Annotated in this window: 19 protein-coding genes and 1 pseudogene; 16 read left to right on the top strand and 4 right to left on the bottom strand. The window is 70.1% G+C overall.

The window, feature by feature from the left end:
- Positions 1-101 precede the first annotated feature (101 nt).
- On the top strand, positions 102-2,108 hold the full coding sequence (locus tag ACH4U7_RS18285) for an ATP-dependent DNA helicase (RefSeq protein WP_398528895.1): 2,007 nt from the start codon (positions 102-104) through the stop codon (positions 2,106-2,108).
- 202 nt (positions 2,109-2,310) lie between these two features.
- Here ACH4U7_RS18285 and lexA read toward each other — a convergent pair whose 3' ends face one another.
- On the bottom strand, positions 2,311-3,114 hold the full coding sequence (lexA, locus tag ACH4U7_RS18280; protein WP_398528894.1) for a transcriptional repressor LexA: 804 nt from the start codon (positions 3,112-3,114) through the stop codon (positions 2,311-2,313).
- Positions 3,115-3,548: 434 nt separating this feature from the next.
- On the opposite strand from lexA, the gene nrdR reads away from it, so the two are divergent.
- The 7 genes from nrdR (at position 3,549) to ACH4U7_RS18245 (ending at position 11,121) form a co-directional block, all read left to right on the top strand.
- Complete coding sequence (nrdR, locus tag ACH4U7_RS18275; RefSeq protein ID WP_398528893.1) at positions 3,549-4,070, top strand: transcriptional regulator NrdR; 522 nt, start codon at positions 3,549-3,551, stop codon at positions 4,068-4,070.
- A gap of 121 nt (positions 4,071-4,191) precedes the next feature.
- A complete protein-coding gene (locus tag ACH4U7_RS18270) occupies positions 4,192-7,065 on the top strand; it encodes a vitamin B12-dependent ribonucleotide reductase (protein WP_089508546.1) in 2,874 nt (957 codons plus the stop codon).
- A gap of 233 nt (positions 7,066-7,298) precedes the next feature.
- Entirely contained in the window at positions 7,299-7,904 is a 606-nt protein-coding gene (locus tag ACH4U7_RS18265) for a YdbC family protein (RefSeq protein WP_398528892.1), read from the top strand.
- Between the two features lie 28 nt (positions 7,905-7,932).
- On the top strand, positions 7,933-8,604 hold the full coding sequence (locus ACH4U7_RS18260; protein ID WP_398528891.1) for a histidine phosphatase family protein: 672 nt from the start codon (positions 7,933-7,935) through the stop codon (positions 8,602-8,604).
- Positions 8,604-9,494, top strand: coding sequence for an ADP-ribosylglycohydrolase family protein (locus ACH4U7_RS18255; RefSeq protein ID WP_398528890.1), 891 nt, complete (start codon positions 8,604-8,606; stop codon positions 9,492-9,494). The genes ACH4U7_RS18260 and ACH4U7_RS18255 overlap by 1 nt, the downstream gene beginning before the upstream one ends.
- Before the next feature lie 204 nt (positions 9,495-9,698).
- Entirely contained in the window at positions 9,699-10,400 is a 702-nt protein-coding gene (locus ACH4U7_RS18250; protein ID WP_398528969.1) for a ribonuclease HII, read from the top strand.
- A 61-nt stretch (positions 10,401-10,461) separates the two neighbouring features.
- On the top strand, positions 10,462-11,121 hold the full coding sequence (locus ACH4U7_RS18245; protein WP_398528889.1) for a hypothetical protein: 660 nt from the start codon (positions 10,462-10,464) through the stop codon (positions 11,119-11,121).
- 25 nt (positions 11,122-11,146) lie between these two features.
- On the opposite strand, the gene ACH4U7_RS18240 is transcribed toward ACH4U7_RS18245, so the two are convergent.
- On the bottom strand, positions 11,147-11,770 hold the full coding sequence (locus tag ACH4U7_RS18240; RefSeq protein ID WP_398528888.1) for a hypothetical protein: 624 nt from the start codon (positions 11,768-11,770) through the stop codon (positions 11,147-11,149).
- A gap of 218 nt (positions 11,771-11,988) precedes the next feature.
- Positions 11,989-13,798, bottom strand: a pseudogene (locus ACH4U7_RS18235) (helicase-related protein); the annotation flags it as partial.
- Positions 13,799-13,972: 174 nt separating this feature from the next.
- Here ACH4U7_RS18235 and ACH4U7_RS18230 point away from each other — a divergent pair.
- Positions 13,973-16,132: a RecQ family ATP-dependent DNA helicase gene (locus tag ACH4U7_RS18230; RefSeq protein ID WP_398528887.1), complete on the top strand. Its 2,160-nt coding sequence runs from the start codon at positions 13,973-13,975 to the stop codon at positions 16,130-16,132.
- On the opposite strand, the gene ACH4U7_RS18225 is transcribed toward ACH4U7_RS18230, so the two are convergent.
- A complete protein-coding gene (locus tag ACH4U7_RS18225; protein ID WP_398528886.1) occupies positions 16,033-16,470 on the bottom strand; it encodes a hypothetical protein in 438 nt (145 codons plus the stop codon). The genes ACH4U7_RS18230 and ACH4U7_RS18225 overlap by 100 nt on opposite strands.
- Before the next feature lie 725 nt (positions 16,471-17,195).
- On the opposite strand from ACH4U7_RS18225, the gene ACH4U7_RS18220 reads away from it, so the two are divergent.
- The 7 genes from ACH4U7_RS18220 (at position 17,196) to ACH4U7_RS18190 (ending at position 23,063) form a co-directional block, all read left to right on the top strand.
- Positions 17,196-18,557: an ATP-grasp domain-containing protein gene (locus tag ACH4U7_RS18220; RefSeq protein ID WP_398528885.1), complete on the top strand. Its 1,362-nt coding sequence runs from the start codon at positions 17,196-17,198 to the stop codon at positions 18,555-18,557.
- Positions 18,558-18,562: 5 nt separating this feature from the next.
- A complete protein-coding gene (gene lysA, locus ACH4U7_RS18215) occupies positions 18,563-19,828 on the top strand; it encodes a diaminopimelate decarboxylase (RefSeq protein WP_398528968.1) in 1,266 nt (421 codons plus the stop codon).
- 30 nt (positions 19,829-19,858) lie between these two features.
- Positions 19,859-20,131 carry an acyl carrier protein gene (locus ACH4U7_RS18210; RefSeq protein ID WP_398528884.1) on the top strand — a complete coding sequence of 91 codons (273 nt, stop codon included), beginning with the start codon at positions 19,859-19,861 and terminating at the stop codon, positions 20,129-20,131.
- A 59-nt stretch (positions 20,132-20,190) separates the two neighbouring features.
- Positions 20,191-21,036, top strand: a complete 846-nt coding sequence (locus tag ACH4U7_RS18205; RefSeq protein WP_398528883.1) for a hypothetical protein — start codon at positions 20,191-20,193, stop codon at positions 21,034-21,036.
- Positions 21,033-21,575: a holo-ACP synthase gene (locus ACH4U7_RS18200; protein ID WP_398528882.1), complete on the top strand. Its 543-nt coding sequence runs from the start codon at positions 21,033-21,035 to the stop codon at positions 21,573-21,575. Before ACH4U7_RS18205 ends, ACH4U7_RS18200 begins: the two co-directional genes overlap by 4 nt.
- Before the next feature lie 22 nt (positions 21,576-21,597).
- Positions 21,598-21,984 carry a 3-aminobutyryl-CoA ammonia lyase gene (locus ACH4U7_RS18195; protein WP_398528967.1) on the top strand — a complete coding sequence of 129 codons (387 nt, stop codon included), beginning with the start codon at positions 21,598-21,600 and terminating at the stop codon, positions 21,982-21,984.
- A gap of 68 nt (positions 21,985-22,052) precedes the next feature.
- Positions 22,053-23,063: a 3-oxoacyl-[acyl-carrier-protein] synthase III C-terminal domain-containing protein gene (locus ACH4U7_RS18190; RefSeq protein WP_398528881.1), complete on the top strand. Its 1,011-nt coding sequence runs from the start codon at positions 22,053-22,055 to the stop codon at positions 23,061-23,063.
- The last annotated feature ends 3 nt before the right edge of the window (positions 23,064-23,066 follow it).

Raw genomic sequence — 23,066 nt, 5'->3', positions numbered from 1 at the left:
ACTTCGCGCCTCTGATCTCTAATACACCGCCCAACCCGTTCAGGTTCCGCGTCAGGAGTCTCGCCCGTGATGTCAGTGCTGCCGCGTAGGCTGACTCTCCTATGACTGCATCGTCCCCGCCTACCCTCGCCGACCTGCTGCATGCCGCTGTCACCGCTGTGGGCGGCACCGAGCGCCCTGGCCAGACCGCCATGGCCGAAGCTGTAGCCGAGGCGATCGATGACAACGCGCATCTGCTCGCCCAGGCCGGCACCGGCACCGGAAAGTCCCTCGGCTATCTCGTGCCCGCCATCGCCCACGGAGAGCGTGTCGTCGTCGCGACGGCCACCCTCGCCCTGCAGCGCCAGCTCGTCGAGCGCGACCTGCCGCGCACCGTCGACGCCCTGCACCCGCTGCTGCGCCGCCGCCCCGAGTTTGCCATGCTCAAGGGCCGCTCCAACTACCTGTGCCTGCACCGCCTCCACGAGGGTGTGCCGCAGGAGGACGCCGAGGCGGGGGAGGTCGGGCTGTTCGACCCGTTCGAGGCGGCCGAGCCCACCAGCAAGCTGGGCAAGGACCTGCTGCGGATGCGCGACTGGGCCGACGAGACCGAGACGGGCGACCGCGACGATCTGACCCCCGGCGTATCCGACCGAGCCTGGTCCCAGGTCTCCGTCTCCTCCCGGGAATGCCTCGGCGCGTCCAAGTGCACCTATGGTGCCGAATGCTTCGCGGAGGCCGCCCGCGAGCGCGCCAAGCTGGCCGAGGTCGTGGTCACCAATCACGCCTTGCTGGCCATCGACGCCATCGAGGGCGCGCCCGTCCTGCCGAGCCATGAGGTGCTGATCGTCGACGAGGCCCATGAGCTCGTTTCCCGGGTCACCGGAGTCGCCAGCGGCGAGCTCACTCCGGGCCAGGTCAACCGCGCGGTGCGCCGCGCCGCCAAGCTCGTCAACGAGAAGGCGGCGGACGCTCTGCAGACCGCCGCCGAGACCTTCGAGCGGCTGATGGAGCTGGCGCTGCCCGGCCGCATCGAGGAGATTCCCGAAGACCTCGGCTATGCCCTGATGGCGCTCCGCGACGCGGCCCGTACGGTCATCTCGGCGCTCGGTGCCACGCGCGACGCCTCGGTCCAGGACGAGGACGCCGTGCGCAAGCAGGCCCTCGCCTCCGTGGAGAACATCCACCAAGTGGCCGAGCGCATCGTGGACGGGTCCGAGTACGACGTCGTCTGGTACGAGCGGCACGACCGCTTCGGCGCCTCGCTGCGCGTCGCCCCGCTCTCGGTGTCCGGCCTGCTGCGCGAGAAGCTCTTCGAGGACCGTTCCGTGGTCCTCACCTCCGCCACCCTCAAGCTCGGCGGGGACTTCAACGGTGTGGCCGCCTCGCTCGGCCTCTTTCCCGAGGGCGTCCGGGACGCCAAGGGCGAGGAGGGCGCCGCGCCCCCGTGGAAGGGGCTCGACGTCGGTTCGCCCTTCGACTACTCCAAGCAGGGGATCCTTTACGTCGCCAAGCATCTTGCCCAGCCCGGTCGCGAGGGCAGCCGCTCGGACATGCTCGACGAGCTCGCCGAGCTGGTGGAGGCCGCGGGCGGCCGGACCCTCGGCCTCTTCTCCTCGATGCGCGCCGCTCAGGCGGCCGCGGAGGAGCTGCGCGGCCGTCTGGACGTGCCCATCCTGCTCCAGGGCGAGGAGACGCTGGGCGAGCTGATCCGCACCTTCGCGGGCGACGCCCGTACGTGCCTGTTCGGCACGCTCTCGCTCTGGCAGGGTGTCGATGTCCCTGGTCCGAACTGCCAGCTGGTGGTGATGGACCGGGTGCCGTTCCCGCGCCCCGACGACCCTCTGATGAGCGCTCGCCAGAAGGCCGTGGAGGACGCCGGCGGCAATGGTTTCATGGCGGTTGCGGCCACGCATGCCGCCCTGCTGATGGCGCAAGGGGCAGGTCGGCTGGTGCGCGCCTCCGGAGACCGTGGGGTCGTCGCCGTGCTCGACCCGCGGGTCGAGCGGGCCCGCTACGGCTCGTTCCTGCGTAAGTCCATGCCGGACTTCTGGTACACGACCGACCGCAATCAGGTGCGCCGCTCGCTGGCCGCCATCGACGCCGCGGCCAAGGCGGCTGACGCCTAGGCCGAGCCCAGGCCCTGCGTGGCCCCGCGTAGGGGCGCGGACACAGCAGCGGCGTGGATACAGCAGGGCCCCGGAACCGGCGCAGAGGTTCCGGGGCCCGGTCGCTGGGCGCGGAGGGTCGGCGCGCCTGGACCTGCCGAGCTCGGACCTGCCGAGCTCGGACCTGCCGAGCTCGGACCTGCCGAGCTCGGACCCGCCGAGCTCAGACCCGGCGCAGCACCGCGACCACCTTGCCCAGGATGGTCGCCTCGTCGCCCGGGATCGGCTGGTACGCGGCGTTGTGCGGGAGGAGCCACACATGGCCGTCCTCGCGCTTGAAACGCTTGACCGTGGCCTCTCCGTCCAGCATGGCGGCGACGATGTCGCCGTTCTCCGCGACGGGCTGGCGGCGGACCGTCACCCAGTCGCCGTCGCAGATGGCGGCCTCGATCATGGAGTCGCCGACCACCTTCAGGACGAAGAGCTCACCGTCTCCGACCAGCTGCCGAGGGAGCGGGAAGACGTCCTCGACCGACTCCTCGGCGAGGATGGGGCCACCGGCCGCGATCCGGCCGACGAGGGGAACATACGAGGCAGCGGGCTTGCCGGTGGTGTCGGCGGGCTGGGCGCTGGGCTGGTCGGAGCCGCGCACCTCGTACGCCCGGGGCCGGTGCGGGTCGCGGCGCAGGAAGCCCTTGCGCTCCAGCGCCATGAGCTGATGGGCGACGGACGAGGTGCTGGAGAGGCCCACCGCCTGCCCGATCTCACGCATGGACGGCGGGTAGCCGCGGCGCTGCACAGAGTCGCGAATGACTTCGATGACTCGACGCTGCCGGTCGGTCAGCCCGGAGCTGTCCGCTCGGATCCCTGGAGGTCGGCCGGGTAGGGAGCGCGTGGGCTTCTGCCCCTCCGGGTTCGTGGGTGCGTCATTCATCGCGTGGCCCTGGTTCATCGCATGCGTGTGTTCGAGTCGGCTCTGGGAGCGCTCCTGGGTGGTGATGGTGGCGCTCTCTGTGGTGGTGGTCACGACGGCCCCTCTCGAGATGTTCTCCCTAGTAGGGCAACGGTAGTTGCTTTCGAAAGGTTGCGCCAAACACACGTTCGAGTGAAATTTCGCAGATGAGCTGACGTGATCACAGGATTGGGTGTATGGGGCGGTTGATTCGATGGTCGGCTGGGGTGGCGTACCAGTGTGACACCCTCACCCCCGTGGCACGGGGACCGGTGGGCTTCGCGTAGTCTCGTGCCTGCTCGCGGGGCGGGACACGCCATTGTGGCGGGTGAGTGCCAAGCACCACATCTAGTGGTTTGATGGATGGTAGCCGCCCATAAGTTGTGGTCCCCGGTCATTCATGGCCGAGTACTTCGCCTATGCTTGTGGCTGCTTCGAAAGGGCCTGTGAGGGCCGGTCGAAGCATGTCAGCCATGCGCCGTTCTTGAGGGTGAGGAGGGTACGGAGTCATGCACTGCCCCTTCTGTAGGCACCCCGACAGTCGAGTCGTCGACAGCCGGACCACAGACGACGGTTGTTCGATCCGCAGGCGCCGTCAGTGCCCCGACTGCTCGCGCCGCTTCACGACCGTGGAGACTGCGTCGCTGATGGTGATCAAGCGGAGTGGGGTCACCGAGCCCTTCAGTCGCGACAAGGTCATCTCCGGGGTGCGCAAGGCGTGCCAGGGTCGCCCGGTCACCGAGGACGCCCTCGCCAAGCTCGGTCAGCGGGTGGAGGAGGCCGTACGGGCCACCGGCAGCGCGGAGCTGTCCACCCATGATGTGGGGCTCGCCATACTCGGCCCGCTCCAGGAGCTCGACCTCGTCGCATACCTCCGCTTCGCCTCCGTCTACCGCGCCTTCGACTCCCTCGAAGACTTCGAGGCCGCGGTCACGGAGCTGCGCAACCAGCAACAGCCTCCCGCGAACGACCGCGGGCCCGGCGCCGACGGGGTCGCGGAGGTCCCCGCGTCCGCCACCACCGCCGACTGAGTCACTGAGTCGCGGCGATCAAGGCTTGCCGGGGGTGAGATGCCTCCGGATGAACGACATACACCGTGCCATGGGAAGAAATGGGCACATCAGGGCGTTTTTGCCCGTACAGGGAGGCGGAATGACAGAGACGACGAGCGGCCCCGCGCGAGGCTCCCGCTCCAAGGGCAGCAAGGCGGCCAAGGGTCTGCGTATCGAGCGCATCCACACCACCCCCGGCGTGCATCCGTACGACGAGGTGGTCTGGGAGCGCCGTGACGTCGTCATGACCAACTGGCGCGACGGGTCGATCAACTTCGAACAGCGTGGCGTCGAGTTCCCCGACTTCTGGTCGGTGAACGCGGTCAACATCGTCACGAGCAAGTACTTCCGTGGCGCGGTCGGCTCGCCGGAGCGCGAGTCGAGCTTGAAGCAGCTCATCGACCGGGTGGTGCGCACCTACCGCCAGGCCGGCGAGGACAACGGCTACTTCGCCTCCCCCGCGGACGCCGAGATCTTCGACCACGAGCTCACCTATGCTCTGCTGCACCAGGTCTTCAGCTTCAACTCGCCAGTGTGGTTCAACGTCGGAACCAAGCAGCCGCAGCAGGTCAGCGCCTGCTTCATCCTCTCCGTCGACGACTCCATGGAGTCGATCCTCGACTGGTACAAGGAAGAGGGGATGATCTTCAAGGGCGGCTCCGGAGCCGGCCTGAACCTCTCCCGTATCCGCTCCTCCAAGGAACTGCTCTCCTCCGGTGGCAACGCGTCCGGTCCGGTCTCCTTCATGCGCGGCGCCGACGCCTCCGCCGGAACGATCAAGTCCGGCGGCGCCACCCGCCGGGCGGCCAAGATGGTCGTCCTCGACGTCGACCACCCGGATGTCGAGGCCTTCATCGAGGCCAAGGTGAAGGAGGAGGAGAAGATCCGCGCCTTGCGCGACGCGGGCTTCGACATGGACCTGGGCGGCGAGGACATCACGTCCGTCCAGTACCAGAACGCCAACAACTCGGTCCGGGTGAACGACACGTTCATGAAGGCCGTGGAGTCCGGCTCGAAGTTCGGTCTGCGCGCCCGTATGAGCGGCGAGATCCTCGAAGAGGTCGACGCCAAGTCGCTCTTCCGTAAGATGGCCGAGGCCGCCTGGGCCTGCGCCGACCCGGGCATCCAGTACGACGACACGATCAACCACTGGCACACCTCGCCGGAGACGGGCCGGATCACCGCCTCCAACCCGTGCAGCGAGTACATGCACCTGGACAACTCCTCGTGCAACCTGGCCTCGCTCAACCTGATGAAGTTCCTGGACGACGATGACGCGGGCCACCAGCGCTTCGACGCCGAGCGCTTCGCCAAGGTCGTCGAGCTCGTCATCACCGCGATGGACATCTCCATCTGCTTCGCGGACTTCCCGACCCAGAAGATCGGCGAGACCACCCGCGCCTTCCGCCAGCTGGGCATCGGCTACGCCAACCTCGGCGCTCTGCTGATGGCCACCGGCCACGCCTACGACAGTGACGGCGGCCGGGCCCTGGCCGGGGCCATCACCTCGCTGATGACCGGCACGTCCTACCGGCGCTCCGCCGAGCTGGCCGCGGTCGTCGGCCCGTACGAGGGCTACGCCCGCAACGCCGACGCCCACAAGCGCGTCATGAAGCAGCACTCGGACGCCAACGGCGCCGCCAAGCGCATGGACGACCTGGACACGCCGGTGTGGGCCGCGGCCACCGAGGCCTGGCAGGACGTGATCCGCCTCGGCGAGAAGAACGGCTTCCGCAACGCCCAGGCGTCGGTGCTCGCGCCGACCGGCACCATCGGCCTGATGATGGACTGCGACACCACGGGTATCGAGCCGGACCTGGCCCTGGTCAAGTTCAAGAAGCTCGTCGGCGGCGGCTCGATGCAGATCGTGAACAACACGGTCCCGAAGGCGCTCAAGCGGCTCGGCTACCAGCCCGAGCAGGTCGAGGCGATCGTCGCCCACATCGCCGAGCACGGCAACGTCATCGACGCGCCGGGGCTCAAGTCCGAGCACTACGAGGTGTTCGACTGTGCCATGGGCGACCGCTCCATCTCGCCGATGGGCCATGTGCGCATGATGGCCGCGGCCCAGCCCTTCCTGTCGGGCGCGATCTCCAAGACGGTCAACATGCCGGAGTCGGCCACCGTCGAGGAGATCGAGGAGATCTACTTCGAGGGCTGGAAGCTGGGCCTGAAGGCTCTGGCGATCTACCGCGACAACTGCAAGGTCGGCCAGCCCCTCTCGGCCAAGAAGAAGGAGGAGAAGCCCGCTGAGCAGGCCGAGCCCGAGGCCGAGAAGGTCATCGAGTACCGCCCGGTCCGCAAGCGCCTCCCCAAGGGCCGTCCCGGCATCACGACCTCCTTCACGGTGGGCGGCGCCGAGGGCTACATGACGGCGAACTCCTACCCCGACGACGGCCTCGGCGAGGTCTTCCTGAAGATGTCCAAGCAGGGCTCGACCCTCGCGGGCATGATGGACGCCTTCTCGATCGCCGTCTCGGTCGGCCTCCAGTACGGCGTGCCGCTGGAGACCTACGTCTCGAAGTTCACCAACATGCGCTTCGAGCCGGCCGGCATGACGGACGACCCGGACGTGCGGATGGCGCAGTCGATCGTCGACTACATCTTCCGCCGGCTGGCGCTGGACTTCCTGCCCTTCGAGACCCGGTCGGCGCTCGGCATCCACTCCGCGGAGGAGCGTCAGCGCCACCTGGAGACCGGTTCGTACGAGCAGTCCATCGACGACGCCGAGGTGGATGTCGAGGGCCTGGCGCAGTCGGCCCCGCGCCATGTGGACGCCCCGCAGGCCGCCACCTCCAAGCCGCGGGCCGTCGCCCCGGCGCCCAAGCAGGCCCACAGCTCCACCGAGCTCGCCGAGATCCAGTTCGGGCTGAACGCCGACGCGCCGCTCTGCTTCTCCTGCGGCACGAAGATGCGCCGGGCGGGCAGCTGCTACCTGTGCGAGGGCTGCGGCTCGACCAGCGGCTGCAGCTGATCACCTGCCCCTCGCGGGCGAACCGCTGAGGCGGGGTGCGGGCCCTCGGCCCGCACCCCGCCTTTGCCGCAGCCTTTGTCGCTCCGGGGCATGCGCATGGTCGCTCTGAGGGGTGTGCGCCAGGCGTACGGCCGAGCGGATCCTCGAACGTGCTGCCGCCGGGCGACCCCCATGCGTAGCCGGACTCATTCAGTCCGTGATGCGGGCCACCTTCGGGGCCGTACGATGGCGCGGTGCTGGTCAAGTGGATTCGCTGCACCGTGGTGGACCGCCGCGGTTTCGAGCGGGGGCAGCGGAAGTGGGCGGGGTTGCTCGGCGAACCGGGTTTCCGGGGGCAGGGCGGCGGCTGGAGCCGGGGGCGGCCGAATGTGGCGCACATCTTCGCGTTCTGGGAGAGCAGAGCGTTCTACGACTCCTTCATGGCGCGCTCCCACGACCGGTTGGCGGCGGCGCAGTCCGGTACATACCGGGACATGCAGGTGCGGCTGTTCGAGCACCGCTTCGATGTGAAGGTGGGCTTCCAGCCGCGGTTCACGGACGCGGACGTGGTGCGGGCGGCACACTGCCGGGTCCACCCGGACCGGGTGGAGCACTTCACGCTGGTGCAGGAGAAGGTGTGGAATCCGGCGATGGCCGGGTCGCCGGGGATGGTGCGCGGGGTGTTCGGGGAGGCTCCCGGCGGTGAGTTCCTGGTGCTGTCGATGTGGAATTCGGCCGCCGAGCACGGCAAGTACCGCGTGGAGCGGGTGGAACGGCTCGCCCTGCGCGCGCAGACCGAGGCGGACGTAGCGGCGATCGCGGGCGACGTCGTGGGGGTCGAGCCCTCCTGGACGGTGTGAGCCGGGGCCGGTGGCCTAGGGTGGCCGCATGGCACGACCCCGGCGCATCGTTCTCGTACGGCACGGCGAATCGGAGGGGAACGTTGACGACGCGGTGTACGAGCGGGTGCCCGACCATGCCCTGAGTCTGACGGAGACCGGGCGGCGGCAGTCCGTTGAGGTGGGGAAGCGGTTGCGCGCGATCTTCGCCGACGAGCGGGTCTCGGTCTATGTCTCGCCGTATCGACGCACCCATCAGACCCTGGAACTGCTCGGCCTCGACCCGTCGCGCACCCGCGTCAGGGAGGAGCCGCGGCTGCGCGAACAGGACTGGGGAAACTGGCAGGACCGGGAGGACGTCCGTAAACAGAAGGCCTACCGGGACGCCTATGGGCACTTCTTCTACCGCTTCGCCCAGGGCGAGTCGGGCGCCGACGTCTACGACCGGGTGGACGCCTTTCTGGAGAGCCTGTGGCGCAGCTTCGAGGACCCCGCCCATCCGCCGAACGTCCTGCTGGTGACCCATGGGCTGACCATGCGGCTGTTCTTCATGCGGTGGCTGCACTGGACCGTCGCGGAGTTCGAGTCGCTGTCCAACCCGGGCAACGGTGAGACACGGGCCCTGGTGCTCGGCCCTGACGGGCGCTACCACCTCGACCGGCCCTTCGAGCGCTGGTGCGCTCCCGAGCCCTATGGCCTTACCAGTTGGAGTGCGCGCTGATGACCGGAGACCGATTCCAGCGGGCCCTGCGGAGCCTGCGCGGGCTGGCCGTGGGCGATGCCCTCGGCTCCCAGTTCTTCGTACCCGTCAACTATCCGCTGCTGGGGCGGCGCGAGCTGCCGCCCGGGGCCTGGCAGTGGACCGACGACACCGAGATGGCGGGCTCGGTGCTGGCCGTTCTGGTCACCCATGGCCGTATCGACCAGGACGCGCTCGCCCATTCCTTCGCCGAGCACCATGACTTCGACCGCGGCTACGGGCCCGCGGTGAACCGGATGCTCAGGCTGATCAGGGAGGGCGGCGACTGGCGGGAGCTGGCCGCGGGCCTGTTCCAGGGGCAGGGTTCGTGGGGCAACGGCGCCGCGATGCGGATCGCGCCGCTGGGCGCCTGGTACGCGGGCGACCCGGAGCAGGCCACGCACCAGGCGGAGATCTCCGCGTACACCACGCACCAGCACCGGGAAGCCGTGGCGGGGGCGATGGCGGTGGCCGCGGCGGCGGCGCTGGCCGCCGACCCGGCGGGCGTCGGCGGGCCGGACGCCCTGCTGGACCGGGTGATCTCGCTCGTCCCGCGCAGCGCCGTCCAGGCGGGGCTGCGCCGCGCCCGTGACATGCTCGACTACGCGGACGCGGGGACCGTCGCGGCGGTGCTCGGCTGTGGCCGCCGCACCAGCGCGCACGACACCGTGCCGTTCGCCCTGTGGTCGGCGGCCCGGCACCTCGGCGCGTTCGAGGAGGCGTTCTGGACGACCGCCCAGGTGGGTGGGGACGTGGACACCAACTGCGCGATCGTCGGGGGCGTGATCGCTGCCGCGGCGGCCGGTGCGCCGCCGGGCGAGTGGCAGGACCGCACAGAGCCGCTTCCGGGCTGGGTCCCGACCGCGGGCTGACGCGCACTGACACTCACTGACCTGCGCCGACGCGGGAGTGACACGCAGTGCCCACGGACGTTCCCGCGGCGTCCGGCCCGCGCCCTCGAACCGCCCACGGGCGCTGTCGCGTTGAGTGGGGGCGGTCCACGAGGGCCGGTCGCGGGCCGCCAGGCATAACCCGGTGCACGAGCGGTGCTCGGGCAGCGTAATCTGGTCCTCGCCATGGTCTACGAACCGCCCACTCACCGCGTCGAGCGCTCGCTCCGCGCCACCACAGGAGCCAAGATCGTCGTCGGGATCGACGAGGTCGGGCGCGGGGCCTGGGCCGGTCCGGTGACGGTCTGCGCGGCGGTCACCGGGCTGCGGCGACCGCCGGCCGGGCTCACCGACTCCAAGCTGCTGAGCCCCAAGAAGCGCACGGCGCTTGCCCAGGAGTTGGAGACGTGGGTCACCTCATACGCCCTTGGCCATGCATCCCCCGAGGAGATCGACGCCCTGGGGATGACGGCGGCCCTCCGGCTCGCCGCCACCCGCGCGCTCGACGGACTGCCCGTGCGCCCCGACGCGGTGATACTCGACGGGAAGCATGACTACCTGGGCGAGCCCTGGAAGGTCCGTACGGTCATCAAGGGCGATCAGTCCTGCGTGGCCGTCGCCGCGGCCTCGGTGATCGCCAAGGTCCGGCGGGATACGCTGATGGCCGAACTGGGAGCCGCCCACGCGGACTTCCGCTTCGGCGACAACGCGGGGTATCCGTCGCCCGCGCACCGCGCCGCTCTGACGGAGCTGGGTCCCACCCCCTACCACCGGCTGTCCTGGGCATATCTGGACGGATTGCCCCGCTGGCGGCACCTCAAGCGGGTCCGCAGCGTTCCCGGACCAGCCGATGCGGAGGATTCCGGTCAACTCGGCTTCGACTTCTGAACGGTTTATTTCCACCCACCCGCCGATGCGACTCGCACCGACGTTTGATAGACATCAGCCCATGCCTCTCATCCCCGAGGAGCCTCAGATTCACGAGAGTGTCCCGGGTCCTCGCGCGACACCGGCCGCAGGCCGCACCGCGCCGACCCCTCGTCCCGTCCCTGGCCCCGGCCCCCGGCCCGCCCCACGGCGGCCCGGCAGCCCCGGCCCCAACCGCGGCTCCGCCGCGACCCCCTCGGCCCCGGCCCAGCGAACCGCTGGTGACGTGGCCAAGCCCGGTCCGCCCGCCGGTGCGGCCAAGCCCGCGCCGCCCGTCTCTTCCGCGAAGCCCGCCGGTCCGCAGCTCCAGCTGATCCCCGCCTCGCCGGAGGGGGCCCTGGACGCGGCGGACGAGGCCGTCGACCTGCTGCTGGACTCCGGCCGGGCGCCCGGCGAAATCCTGGTGCTGACCACGGGGGAACAGCATCCGTGGGCGGCGCATGAGCTGTCCTTCGGCGAGGCGTCCTACTGGGCGCAGCAGGACGCCGGTGACGACGTCTTCTACGCCGCCACCGCTGCCGGCCGCGTCACGGCCCGCCCGGTCGTGGTCGTCGCGGTCAACGGGGGAGCGGACGACGCCGTCGCCCGCGCACTGCCCGAGGCGATGCGCCGGGCCGGAACGCTGCTGATCGTCTGCGGCGACTCCGAGCGGATCAACACCCTCATCACCGCGGGCGTCTGATCGCACCCCGCGGGCGCGTGGCCGCTCACACGGCCGCGGAGCGGTGCAGCGCCTCGCGCGCTTCACCGTGGGGGTGCGGTACCGCCGACGTGACGCTGTCGGCGGTGGTGGTGCCGAAGCCGAGGCCGCTGTGGCGGGAGGCGGAGTGCGGCCGACGGCCGCCCCGCCCTTCGCCCAGCACCTGCCAGCCCGCCCGGGTCAGCGTGATGTAGGCGCCGCAGCGCAGCCCGTGCAGGGTGCAGGCATCGCGCAAGCCCCACATCCAGGCGCCGTCCTCTTCCGTCCACTGGCTCTCGCCGTCCCGGCAGTAGAGCAGCACGGCGGTACGGACCGGTGTGCGGCGCCGCAGATCGTGCGGGATGACCCGGCGCAACTGGGCCAGGAGCGCGTTTCGGAACTCCCAGCCATCGGCCGCCCAGGAGCGGCGCCGGGTGAACGAGGCACTGGCCGCCAGCCGCTCCTCCGGATCGAGGACCGCGACCACGGCCGTCGAGGGTGTGGGCAGATGGCGGCTGTGCAGGCCGGTGACGACCTCACGCGGATTGCGCAGCAGCGGAATGCCGGCAGCGGCCCACTCTGCGGGCTCGAGCATCCGGCCAAGCCCGGAAACGTGATCGGTGGCCGGCGACGGAGCGAAGCCGAAGGTCACGGTCCTCCCTTCGTCTGCGCGCCCACGGTCCGTGCGAAGGTCGGGCATGGGCGCACGCCACGACACGGCTCCGGCGCACCACGGGCGGCCCGGAAGCAGGGAACTGCTTCAATTCTTGCGGTCGTACTGGCGCGCGGCAACGAGCAATTGGCACACCTGACCGGTTTGGGCCGGTCCGCCGTCAATATTCCGCGAGCCGCCCTCACCTGCGGCGGCGGTCATCCCTGCACCGCGAGGACCAGCGGAAAGACCGCCTCCGCCCCGGCCCGGCGGAGCAGCCGGGCGGCCCCCGCCAGCGTCCAGCCGGTGTCCGCCAGATCGTCGACGAGGAGCACCGGCCCCGAGGTCTGCCCGAGCGCCTCGGCCGGCGCGGGCGGCACCGTCAGCGCGCCGTGCGGCGCCCGCAGCCGCTGGGCGCTGTTGGTGCGCGGCACCCGGGTGTCGGTCCCGGAGTCGAGGTAGGAGACCGAACCGAGCAGGGGCATCCGGCCGACGGAGGCGATCCGCTCGCCCAGCGTCTGGATCAGCCGCGGCCGGGTGTGCGAGGCCACCGTGACCACGCCGACCGGCCGGGCGGGGGCGTCCGGCGCCCCCGACGCCCAGTCGCCGGGCCCCTTGGCCCAGTCGGCGAGCACCGTCACCACGGCGTCGGCCACATCGTCCGGAACCGGCTCGTCCGGCTGTGCGGGGCGAGCAGCGGCCGCAGCCGGTTTCCCCAGCCGGTATCGGAGAGGCGGCCGAGCGCCCGCCCGGGGGCGGCCTGTTCACCCGCCGGGATCCGGCCCTTGAGCTCGACGCCGACCGCGGGAAGTCGGGTCGGCCACATACGGCGCGGCTCCACCTCGACGCCGGGGCGCCCCAACTCGCCGCGCGCCGCCTCCAGCGACGCCGCGGACACCTCGGCGGTGAACCGGGCCCCGGCACAGTTGTCGCAGCGCCCGCACGGCGCCGCCGCCTCGTCGTCCAGCTGCCGCCGCAGGAACTCCATCCGGCAGCCGGGCGCCGAGGCGTAGTCCCGCATCGCCTGCTGCTCGGACTCCCGCTGCCGCGCCACCCATGCGTAGCGCTCCGCGTCGTACGCCCAGGGCTGCCCCGTCGCGGTCCAGCCGCCGCGCACCCGATGGACCGCGCCGTCCACGTCGAGCACTTTGAGCATGATTTCCAGGCGCGAGCGGCGCAGGTCGACCTGCGGCTCGAGCGCGGGCAGGGACACCGGCCGGTCCGCCGCCGCCAGCACATCGAGCGTGCGGCGCACCTGCTCTTCGGAGGGGAAGGCGAGCGAGGCGAAATAGCGCCAGATGGCCTCGTCCTCAGGCTCGGCAGCAGCACCTCGGCGTGCTCCACACCACGCCCAGCCCGCCCGACCTGCTGGTAGTAGGCGATAGGGGAGGAGGGCGAGCCCAGGTGGACGACAAAGCCCAGATCCGGCTTGTCGAAGCCCATGCCCAGCGCGGAGGTGGCCACCAGGGCCTTGACCCGGTTTCCCAGCAGGTCCTCCTCGGCCTGCTGACGGTCGGCGTTCTCCGTCTTGCCGGTGTAAGAGGAGACGGTATGGCCGCGCTGCCGCAGGAACGCGGTCACCTCCTCGGCCGCGGCGACCGTGAGGGTGTAAATGATCCCCGAGCCCGGGAGCTCGGGGAGATGGTCGGCGAGCCAGGCCGGCCGGTGTGCCGCGTCCGGCAGCCGCAGCACACCCAGGCTCAGACTCTCCCGGTCCAGCGGCCCGCGCAGCACCAGCGCCCTCGAGCCGTCCGCGCCGGAGCCATCCGCCGCCGACGAACCGCCCGTGCCCAGCTGGTCGGCGACGTCCGCGGTCACCCGGGCGTTGGCGGTCGCGGTCGTGGCCGGCACGGGCACGCCTGGCGGCAGGTCGGCGAGCATGGTGCGCAGCCTGCGGTAGTCGGGACGGAAGTCATGGCCCCAGTCGGAGATGCAGTGTGCCTCGTCGACGACCAGCAGGCCGGTGGCCGCGGCGAGCTTGGGCAGCACCTGGTCCCGGAAGTCGGGATTGTTCAGCCGCTCGGGGCTACAGAACTGGGAAGACATTCAAATTCCAGGCGGACTTGGAGCCCTGACCTGCATAAACGCACTGATCTGCCCTAGCCGTCCTTGATCGGTGCGCGTCAGGCGAGCACTGGTCGAGCCCTTTGCCGCGCTGGATGAATTGGCCGATTGTCAGTGCCGTCGGGTTGCATGGGGGGCATGGACAATCTGGAGCTTCGCACTGAAGCCGACGCTATCCTCGCTGAGCTCGTCGGTGCCCCGGTGGGGTTGGCGCGGCTGCGGGAGGATCAGTGGCAGGCCGTGGCGGCTCTGGTGGAGGAGCGCCGGCGGGCACTGGTGGTGCAGCGGACCGGCTGGGGAAAGTCGGCGGTGTACTTCGTCGCCACCGCTCTGCTGCGACGGCGTGGCTCCGGCCCTACGGTGATCATTTCGCCGCTGCTGGCGCTGATGCGTAACCAGGTGGAGTCGGCGGCGCGTGCCGGTATCCAGGCGCGCACCATTAACTCGGCGAACCCGGAGGAGTGGGAAACGATCTACGGGGAGGTGGAGCGCGGCGAGACCGATGTTCTCCTGGTAAGTCCGGAGCGTCTCAATTCCGTGGATTTCCGTGATCAGGTGCTGCCCGAGCTTGCGGCCACGACCGGTCTGCTGGTGGTTGACGAGGCGCACTGTATTTCCGACTGGGGGCATGACTTCCGGCCCGACTATCGGCGCCTTCGCACGATGCTGGCGGAGTTGCCGTCGGGTGTGCCGGTGCTGGCCACGACGGCGACTGCGAACGCACGGGTGACCGCGGATGTGGCCGAGCAGTTGGGTACCGGGGGTGGGGATGCTCTGGTTCTGCGGGGGCCGCTGGACCGGGAGAGTCTGCGGTTGGGGGTGCTGGAGTTGCCGGATGCGGCGCATCGGCTGGCTTGGCTGGGGGAGCGGCTGGGGGATCTGCCGGGTTCGGGGATCATTTACACGCTGACGGTGGCGGCGGCGGAGGAGGTCGCGGCGTTCCTGCGGCAGCGCGGGTATCCGGTGGCTTCCTACACGGGGAAGACGGAGAACGCTGACCGGTTGCAGGCGGAGGAGGATCTGCTGGCGAACCGGGTGAAGGCGTTGGTGGCGACCTCGGCGCTGGGGATGGGTTTCGACAAGCCGGACCTGGGGTTTGTGGTGCACCTGGGGTCGCCCTCGTCCCCGATCGCCTATTACCAGCAAGTAGGGCGTGCGGGGCGTGGTGTGGACCATGCGGATGTGCTGCTGCTGCCGGGGCGGGAGGACGAGGCGATTTGGGCGTACTTCGCTTCCGTGGGCTTCCCGCCCGAGGAGCAGGTGCGGCGGACGCTGAGGGTTCTGGAGCAGGCGGGGCGTCCGTTGTCGCTGCCAGCGCTGGAGCCGTTGGTGGATCTTCGGCGTTCGCGGCTGGAGACGATGCTGAAGGTCCTGGACGTGGATGGGGCGGTCAAGCGAGTGAAGGGGGGCTGGACCGCCACGGGGCGGCCGTGGGCGTACGACGCGCAGCGGTATGCGTGGGTGGCCCGGCAGCGGGAGGCGGAGCAGCAGGCCATGCGGGACTACGTGGCGACCACGGGGTGCCGGATGGAGTTCTTGCAGCGGCAGCTCGACGACGAGAAAGCGGCCCCATGCGGTCGCTGTGACTCCTGTGCCGGGCCCTGGCTCGATCCCGCCGTCTCGCCCGGAGCCCTCGCGGTGGCGACAGGCGAGCTGGACCGCCCGGGGGTCGAGGTCGAGCCACGCCGCATGTGGCCTACGGGTATGTCCGCGGTCGGGGTCGACCTCAAGGGCCGTATTCCAGCGGCCCAGCAGGCGGCCCCCGGGCGCGCGCTCGGCAGGCTGTCGGACATCGGCTGGGGCAACCGCCTACGCCTGCTGCTGTCAGCGCAGGCCGCGGACGGGCCGGTCCCGGACGACGTGCTGGCCGCCGTCGTGACGACGGTTGCCGACTGGGCCCGCTCACCTGGCGGCTGGGCCAACGGCTCCCCTGACGCGGCGGCACGACCGGTGGGGATCGTCGCCATGCCCTCCCGCACCCGCCCTCAACTGGTCGCTTCCCTGGCCGGGGGCCTGGCCCGGGTCGGCAGGCTCCCACTGCTGGGCAGCCTGGCCCACACCCCGCAGGCCGACGAGCATACGGCGCACCGCAGCAACTCCGCCCAGCGGCTACGTGCCCTGGTCGCCTCGCTCACCGTGCCCGACGAACTCACCGCCGTCCTGGCCGACACCCCCGGCCCGGTCCTGCTCGTCGACGACTACACCGACTCCGGCTGGACCCTGGCCGTAGCCGCCCGCCTACTGCGCCAGAGCGGAGCCGACCAGGTACTCCCGCTTGTCCTTGCCCTGGCCGGGTAGGTGACCTCCACTGACCTCAGTACCAGCCAACCGGTGCAGTATGTGACGCCACCGTGCAGGTCGAGGAGTGGGAGTTCTGGGTCGGCGAGGAACGACAGATCGGCCGCGCCGGGGTAGTCGGTGTCCGCCGGGACGATGTCGGCGGAGGCGATGGCGGGGCCCGAGGATGGCGGTCGCAGTCTGTTCGTCAGCCTGGCGTATTCCGCCCACATCTCAGTGCTGACCAGGTTGAGCGACCAGCCGTCCACGATCAGATGGTGGATCTGCGGCAGCAGACGGACGGCCTCGACGCTCTCGCGCAGTAGGAGGGCGGTGAAGAGGCGGAAGCCGGTCGGCACGAACGGCTCGGCGATGAGGCGATCACGTCAGGTTTTGAAGGCGACAGCCGGCTCGGATTCGTCCGCGAGGTCGGCATGGTCGACCCATGAGCACGCATCGTGCCTCTCGATGCGCTGTAGGGGACTCCCTCGTCATCGCCGAGGCGCACGCTGAAGGCTGCGTGCCGGCGCTTCACTCGGCTGAGGCTCGTGCGCAGCGCATTTGGGCCCAGGGGGCCGGTGAGCCATTCATGGACGACAATATTGAATTGCGGGTCGTCCGGGGTCTGCGCCTCAGCGGCCCAGATGCCGCGCTGATTGGACGTCGGCGGCATGCGATTCAGATTTTCCACGGCCTGACCGCCTCCTTCGCTTTCCGGCCGGGCAGGTTCGCCGGGATCGGTCATGGGGGGAATGTCCACTGGGGATGGTGTACGGCGCAACCACAGCCCCGGGACGGCGCCGACCCCACGCAGGGGCGGCTCTTGACGGGGCCGCGGCCGAATGTGTTACGAGGAGATGTCCGCGCCTGGACGGCGTGCGAGAACGCCGTGGTCCTGGGAACCGTGGGTACCGTAAGGGCACACCGAAGTGCTTACGGGCACCACCACAGTGTTTCCTGGGGTCTATTGCCGGGGCACCTCCCCATGCTTTGTACTTCTCGGTGTGATTCGGCGCCCTGAACCTTCGGGACCATTTCCCCTGTCGTGAGTGGCATACCCCTGCACAGGAAGGTGTGAATGGCTATGAGCGGTGCCTACTTAGGCGGTCTCAAGGAATCGCTGACCGGAAATCCCGAAGCCCGGCTGGTCTTTCTCTGCAATTTCGAGGTCGAGCACACGTGGGCGCACAATTACATCGGACTGCCGATGCCGAAACTGTCATCGGCTCCCACCACCGTGCAGCGCATGGAAGAACTCGGTGCCCTGCTGGCCGGGAGCGGCGACGTGATCTGCCTGGGCGATCCGCTCGACCCCCGCTTCAAGCGGTACGCCACCAACCTGGGCTTCCAGCTGCCGGCCGAGCTCGTCGTCCCGCGGGGTGAGCCCGGCGCCAGTACCGGCGAACGCATCCTGGCCTCGCCCGAGACGCTGGGGCGTCTGGCCGACCTGGCCGACCGCCGGACCTACCTGATGCCGATGGGCACCTCTGCCACCGAGCAGAAGATCTCCGAGTTGACCGGCTTGCCGCTGGCCGCCCCGGACAGCGACACGATGGAGCGGGTCAACGGGAAGATCTACGGACGGCGTCTCGTCGACGAACTCGGCATCCGCCCGGTGCCCGGCGAGTGCTGCGAGACCGTGGACGAGCTCACGGCGGCGGTCCGGCGGGGCCTCGACGAGGGTGTGCCGCTCATCGTCAAGGAGTCGTACGGGGTCTCCGGCAAGGGACTGATCGTGCTGGACACGCCCGCCAAGGCCGAGCGTCTGCTGCGGATGGTCGAGCAGCGGGCGGCCCGTACCGGTTCCCGCGCCATCCACGTGGTGGTCGAGAGGTTCCTGGCCAAGCAGTGCGATCTGAACTACCAGTTCACCATCGACCGCGCGGGAGGGGTCCACCTCGACTTCGTCAAGGAGGCGCAGACCTCGGGGGGTGTGCACCTCGGCCACGTGATGCCGACCCGCCTGGGCGCGTCCCATCTGGCGGAGCTGGAGGACACGGCGGCCCGGGTCGGGAAGCGGCTGTACGAGGACGGACTGTTCGGTGTGGTTGGGGTGGACGCCATCCTCGGCAAGGACGACACGCTCTACCCCGTGCTGGAGATCAACGCCCGGTTGAACATGTCCAGTTACCAGGGTCCGGTCACCGAGCGGTTTCTCTCCTCCGGCGCCGCTCTGGCCAAGCACTACACGCTGGAGCTCGAGCGCCCGGTCCGGTTCCACGAGATCGAGTCGGTCCTCGGCCCGCTGGCACCGCGCGGACCGGGCGGCGCCGGTGCCGTCATCACCTGCTTCGGAACGGTCAACGCCGAGGCCCACCGGCGGCCCCCCTTCGAAGGCCGCCTCTACACCCTGCTGTTCGCCCAGGACCGCGATGCCCTGACCGCCCTCGACGCCGAGGTGCGCAACGCACTCGTCGCCGTGTCGACGAAAGGAGAAATCCGGTGAATGCGATGGAGTTCGAAATCCAGGGCGTGCCGGTATCGGAGCTCGCCCGCGAGTACGGCACCCCCCTGTACGTCTACGACACCGAGGTCCTGCGCACCAACTACCAGCGGCTGCGCGAGAACCTGCACCCGGCGGTCGATGTCTTCTTCTCCCTCAAGGCGAACCCGAACATCAGCATCTGCTCCTACCTCGGCTCGCTCGGGGCGGGCGCCGAGGTGTCCTCGCTGACGGAGCTGATCACGGCGCAGCGCGCCGGCGTCGCCCCCGGGAACATCATCTTCCTCGGCCCGGGCAAGACCACCAAGGAACTGCGCGCTTGCCTCGAGGCCGGTCTGCACGCCGTCGTATGCGAGTCACTGGAGGAGCTGAAGGCGCTCGATGCCCTGGCCGCCGAGGCCGGCCTGACCGACGTACCGGTGCTGCTGCGGATGAACCCCGACTTCCAGACCAAGGGAGGAGGGCTCTCGATGGGCGGCAAGCCACGGCAGTTCGGGGTGGACCTGGCGGTGCTGCGGCAGTCGGCCACGAGCCTGGTCCGGACCCTCCGGTCGGTGCAGGTGACCGGTGTCCACGCGTACATGGGGACCCGCATCCTCGACTACTCCGATGTCGTCAACAACACCACCAACATCCTCTCCATCGCCGAGGCGCTGTGCGAGGAGCTGGGTGTCCCACTGCGGACCGTGGACTTCGGCGGCGGTCTGGGCGTGCCGTATTTCGACAACGAGAAGGAGCTCGATGTCAACGCCCTGCACGGCGACGTCAACGCGGTGATCGAGCAGTTCGTCGAGCGCCACCCGCAGACCCGGCTGATCATGGAGTTGGGCCGCTATCTCACCGCCGTGGCCGGCACCTACGTGGTGCGTGTGCTCTACGTCAAGGAGTCGATGGGGGAGCGCTTCGCGGTCGCCGACGGCGGCACCAACCACCACATGGCCGCGGTCGGCGTGGGCAGCTTCGTCAAACGCAACTTCCCCATCCGGTCGTTGAGCCGGTACCACGACCCGGCGACCTCCCCCATCACGGTCACCGGACCGCTGTGCACCCCCAACGACGTGATCGGCAAGCGGGTGGCGCTGCCTCCTGTCTCGCCCGGCGACCTGCTGGGGGTCGAACGGTCGGGCGCGTACGGGCCGACCGCCTCGCCGGTGCTCTTCCTGAGCCATGGCTATCCGGCCGAGGTTCTTGTCCACGACGGGACGCCGCACCTCATCGCCCGCCGTGACACCCCTGAGGACCTGCTGAACCGGCAGCACCTGGTCCGCTTCTAGCCACACCCCTCTGACCCGAACGGAGTTCCCATGGACCGCATCGAACTCGTCCACCAGATCGAGTCCGCGCTGAGCGAGGCTCTTGAACGCCCGGTCGACAGCCTGTCGGAAGACGTCCGGCTGTTCGACGACATGCACCTCGACTCCACCTCCGTGCTCGAGGTCCTGATGACCCTGGAGGACTCGGTCGGGGTGGAGGTCGACCCCGAGCAGCTGGAGATGACGGACTTCGCCACCGTCGGCAGCTTCACCGACTATCTGCTCCGGCAGCTGCCCGCCGCGGCGGACCAGGCCGCCGGCTAGCCGGGCACGGGAGCCCGTGTGACGTCCTCGACCTCGGAAGTCTTCCAGGAAGGATCCTGATGGCCGGCAGCACGCTGGCGGTACGGCACGGGGCGGCGGTCCTCGCCCCGCCCCGTACCATGCGCCCCGAGTTCTCCCTCATGGCGGACTACGACCGCGACCTCCTCGCATCCTTCGGCCAGAGCCCGGATCCGGAGGCGGCCGGGGACCGGCCGGTGGTCACCCATGTCGACCTGGTCCGGCAATTGCTCGACGGCGATCCGCTCGGGCCCGTGGAGCCGGACCTCGTGATGGTCTCCTACGCCCTGCCCGATGTGCACCCCTTCACCACCACCTCCACCCAGCTGAACCAGGCGTTCGGCAACCGCTCGGCGAGCTTCGCGATCGCCGAGCAGGGGCTGGCGGCGCCCTTCTCGGCGCTTCGCATCGCTGCCGCGTACTGCCGGCTCGGCTACTGCGACCAAGCCGTGCTCGCGGTGCTGGAGCAGACCACCCTGCCCAACCACGACCCGCTGGTGCACGGCGCGGACCTGGTCGACTCCGGTGCGCTGCTGCTGTTGCAGTCCGGCAGCGAGGGGCCGGGGCTGGACGTGCACGACGTGTGGGTCCAGTGCGGACCGGACGACTGCGCCCGGCGGCTGGCCGACGTCACCGCATCGGCCCGGTCCGGCACGTCGCTGCTCGTCGAGGGTCCTCGAGGCGGGCACGACATCCAGGCGGACGGTATGGAGGTCCACCGGCACGCCGAACGGACCTACTGCACGAGCGTCTGGATGGAGCTGGCCCAAAATCCCCAGTGGGCCGAGCAGTACGCCACGGTCGTCCTGCACGACACCGACCCGCGCTCGGGGACCTGCTCGGCGGCGATCCTGCGTACCGCCGCGCGCCCGGAGCCCTCGGCGTGAACCGGGCCGCGAAGGGGGCCGGGCCCGGGACCGGTCCCCCCTTCGTCGGGGTCGACCTGTTCCGCATCGGCGAACTCGACCGGCTGGTGCACCGCGAGTGGTTCCGGCGCCTGCTGTACTCGGCCCCGGAACGCCGGGAGGCCGGGACGCTGGCGCCCGGCCGGCGCCGGGAGTTCCTGGCCGGGCGATTCGCCGCGAAAGAGGCGGTGCTCAAAGCGCTGGGCGTCGGACTGCTCGCCGGCGTCCCGGCCTGGCAGATCGACATCGGCCGTACCGAGGGCGGCGCCCCTCGGGTGGGACTGACCGGCGCTGCCGCCCGCCGTGCCGCCGATATCGGCCTGGACCGGATCGCTCTGTCGATCTCGCACAAGGAAGACCTGGTCATCGCCGTCGCGGTGGGCTGGCCGGCGGCCATGCCGGAGCGCACCGGCGCAGCCGCGCAGCGGGAGATTGAGCAGGCGTTCGACGCCGTGTTCGCGCAGACGACGAGCGCTCGCGGCGGCGTCCTGACGAAGAGGAGGGCACTCGGTGCCGACTGATCTGACCGACCCGTGCACGGTGATGCTGCGGGTGCGCATCGGAGCCGAGGAGGCGCACTACGGTGGCGACCTCGTGGACGGAGCCCGGATGCTCCGCCTCTTCGGCGACGTCGTCACCGAGATCGCCATCCGCACCGACGGGGACGAGGGGCTGCTGTCCCACTACACCGAGGTCACCTTCACCGCTCCCGTCCACGCCGGTGACTTCATCGAGGTGACCGGGCGGCTGACCAAGGAAAGCCGGCTGCGCCGGGTCGTCGAGCTGGAGGCCCGCAAGGTCATCGAGGCCCGCTACGAGGAGGGGCACAGCACCGCCGGGGTCCTCGACGAGCCGGTGGTCGTCTGCCGCGCGGTGGGGGTCGTGGTGGTGCCGGTGCACAAGGCCCGCCGGCGCGCGATGACCGCCTGAGCCCCACCACACGGCTCAGGAGTACGCAGGTTCAGGACGTACGGACCACGAAACAGGAGGACAACGGCGTGACCTTCTCGACCGCCTACACGCCCCGGCCGGGCCATGGGCCGCAGGGGTCCCTCGACGACCAGCCGACCACCCTGGAGGCGTGGGGGGCCTACGTACCGTCCCGCTCGGTCTCCCTGGAGGAGGCCGGCGCCCCGCTGGGGCTGACGCGGGCTCAGATGAAAGTACTGCGGCGCGTCTACGGCGTCCGCGACATGCGGCTGGACCCCGAACAGTCGCTCTTCGACCTCATCCTGCCCGCTGCCCGCGCGGCGCTGAAGGAGGTGACCGACCCGAGCACGGTGAAGTACCTGCTGTATGGACACGCCACCCAGGAGGTCACCCCCTCCACCATGGACGCCGCCGACATTCTGCGCACGTCGCTCGGACTCCATGACGCACAGGCGTTCGGGCTCACCCAGCAGAACTGCGCGATCGGGCTCGCCGCCATCGACATGGCCGGCGCACTGCTGGCGATGGACGGTGACCCGGCGGGGCGCGCCTTGGTCGTCACCGGCGAGAAACCCTTCGCGAAGCTGAACCAGGATTACCACTCCCTCGGTTCCGTGATGGGCGAGGCCGCCAGCGCCTGCCTGGTCGCCCGCGGGGGCCGGGGAGACCGTGTGCTCTCGTATGTCACCCGGACCCGCGGCGAGTTCGCCGACGGCATCCTGATGGACCAGGAAACCCGTGAGCGGGCCAACAACGCACACGATCCGGAAGTCTCGGACGTCATCCGCGAGGCGGTTGCCAAGGCCGGCCTCCAACTCGACGACATCCACCGGTTCGTGCACTACAACTCGCTGATGATCGAGGTCTCCACCGAGCTCGGTGTGGACCGGAGCCGGTTCTTCACCGACAACCTCCCGAAGTACAGCCACTGCTACGCCTCGGACGTCCTGGTCAATTACACGACGATGCGGGACACCGGACAGCTGGAGCCTGGCCGGCACTACCTGTTCACCGCCACCGGCCTGGGCGCCACGTACTCGGCCATGGTCGTCACCCACGCGCCCGAAGGGGACTCCTGACGC

Source organism: Streptomyces sp. NPDC020845 (genome assembly GCF_044334165.1).
Classification (GTDB): domain Bacteria; phylum Actinomycetota; class Actinomycetes; order Streptomycetales; family Streptomycetaceae; genus Streptomyces.
The sequence above is the reverse complement of the archived record's forward strand: the minus strand, read 5'-3'. Positions and strand labels throughout refer to the sequence as shown.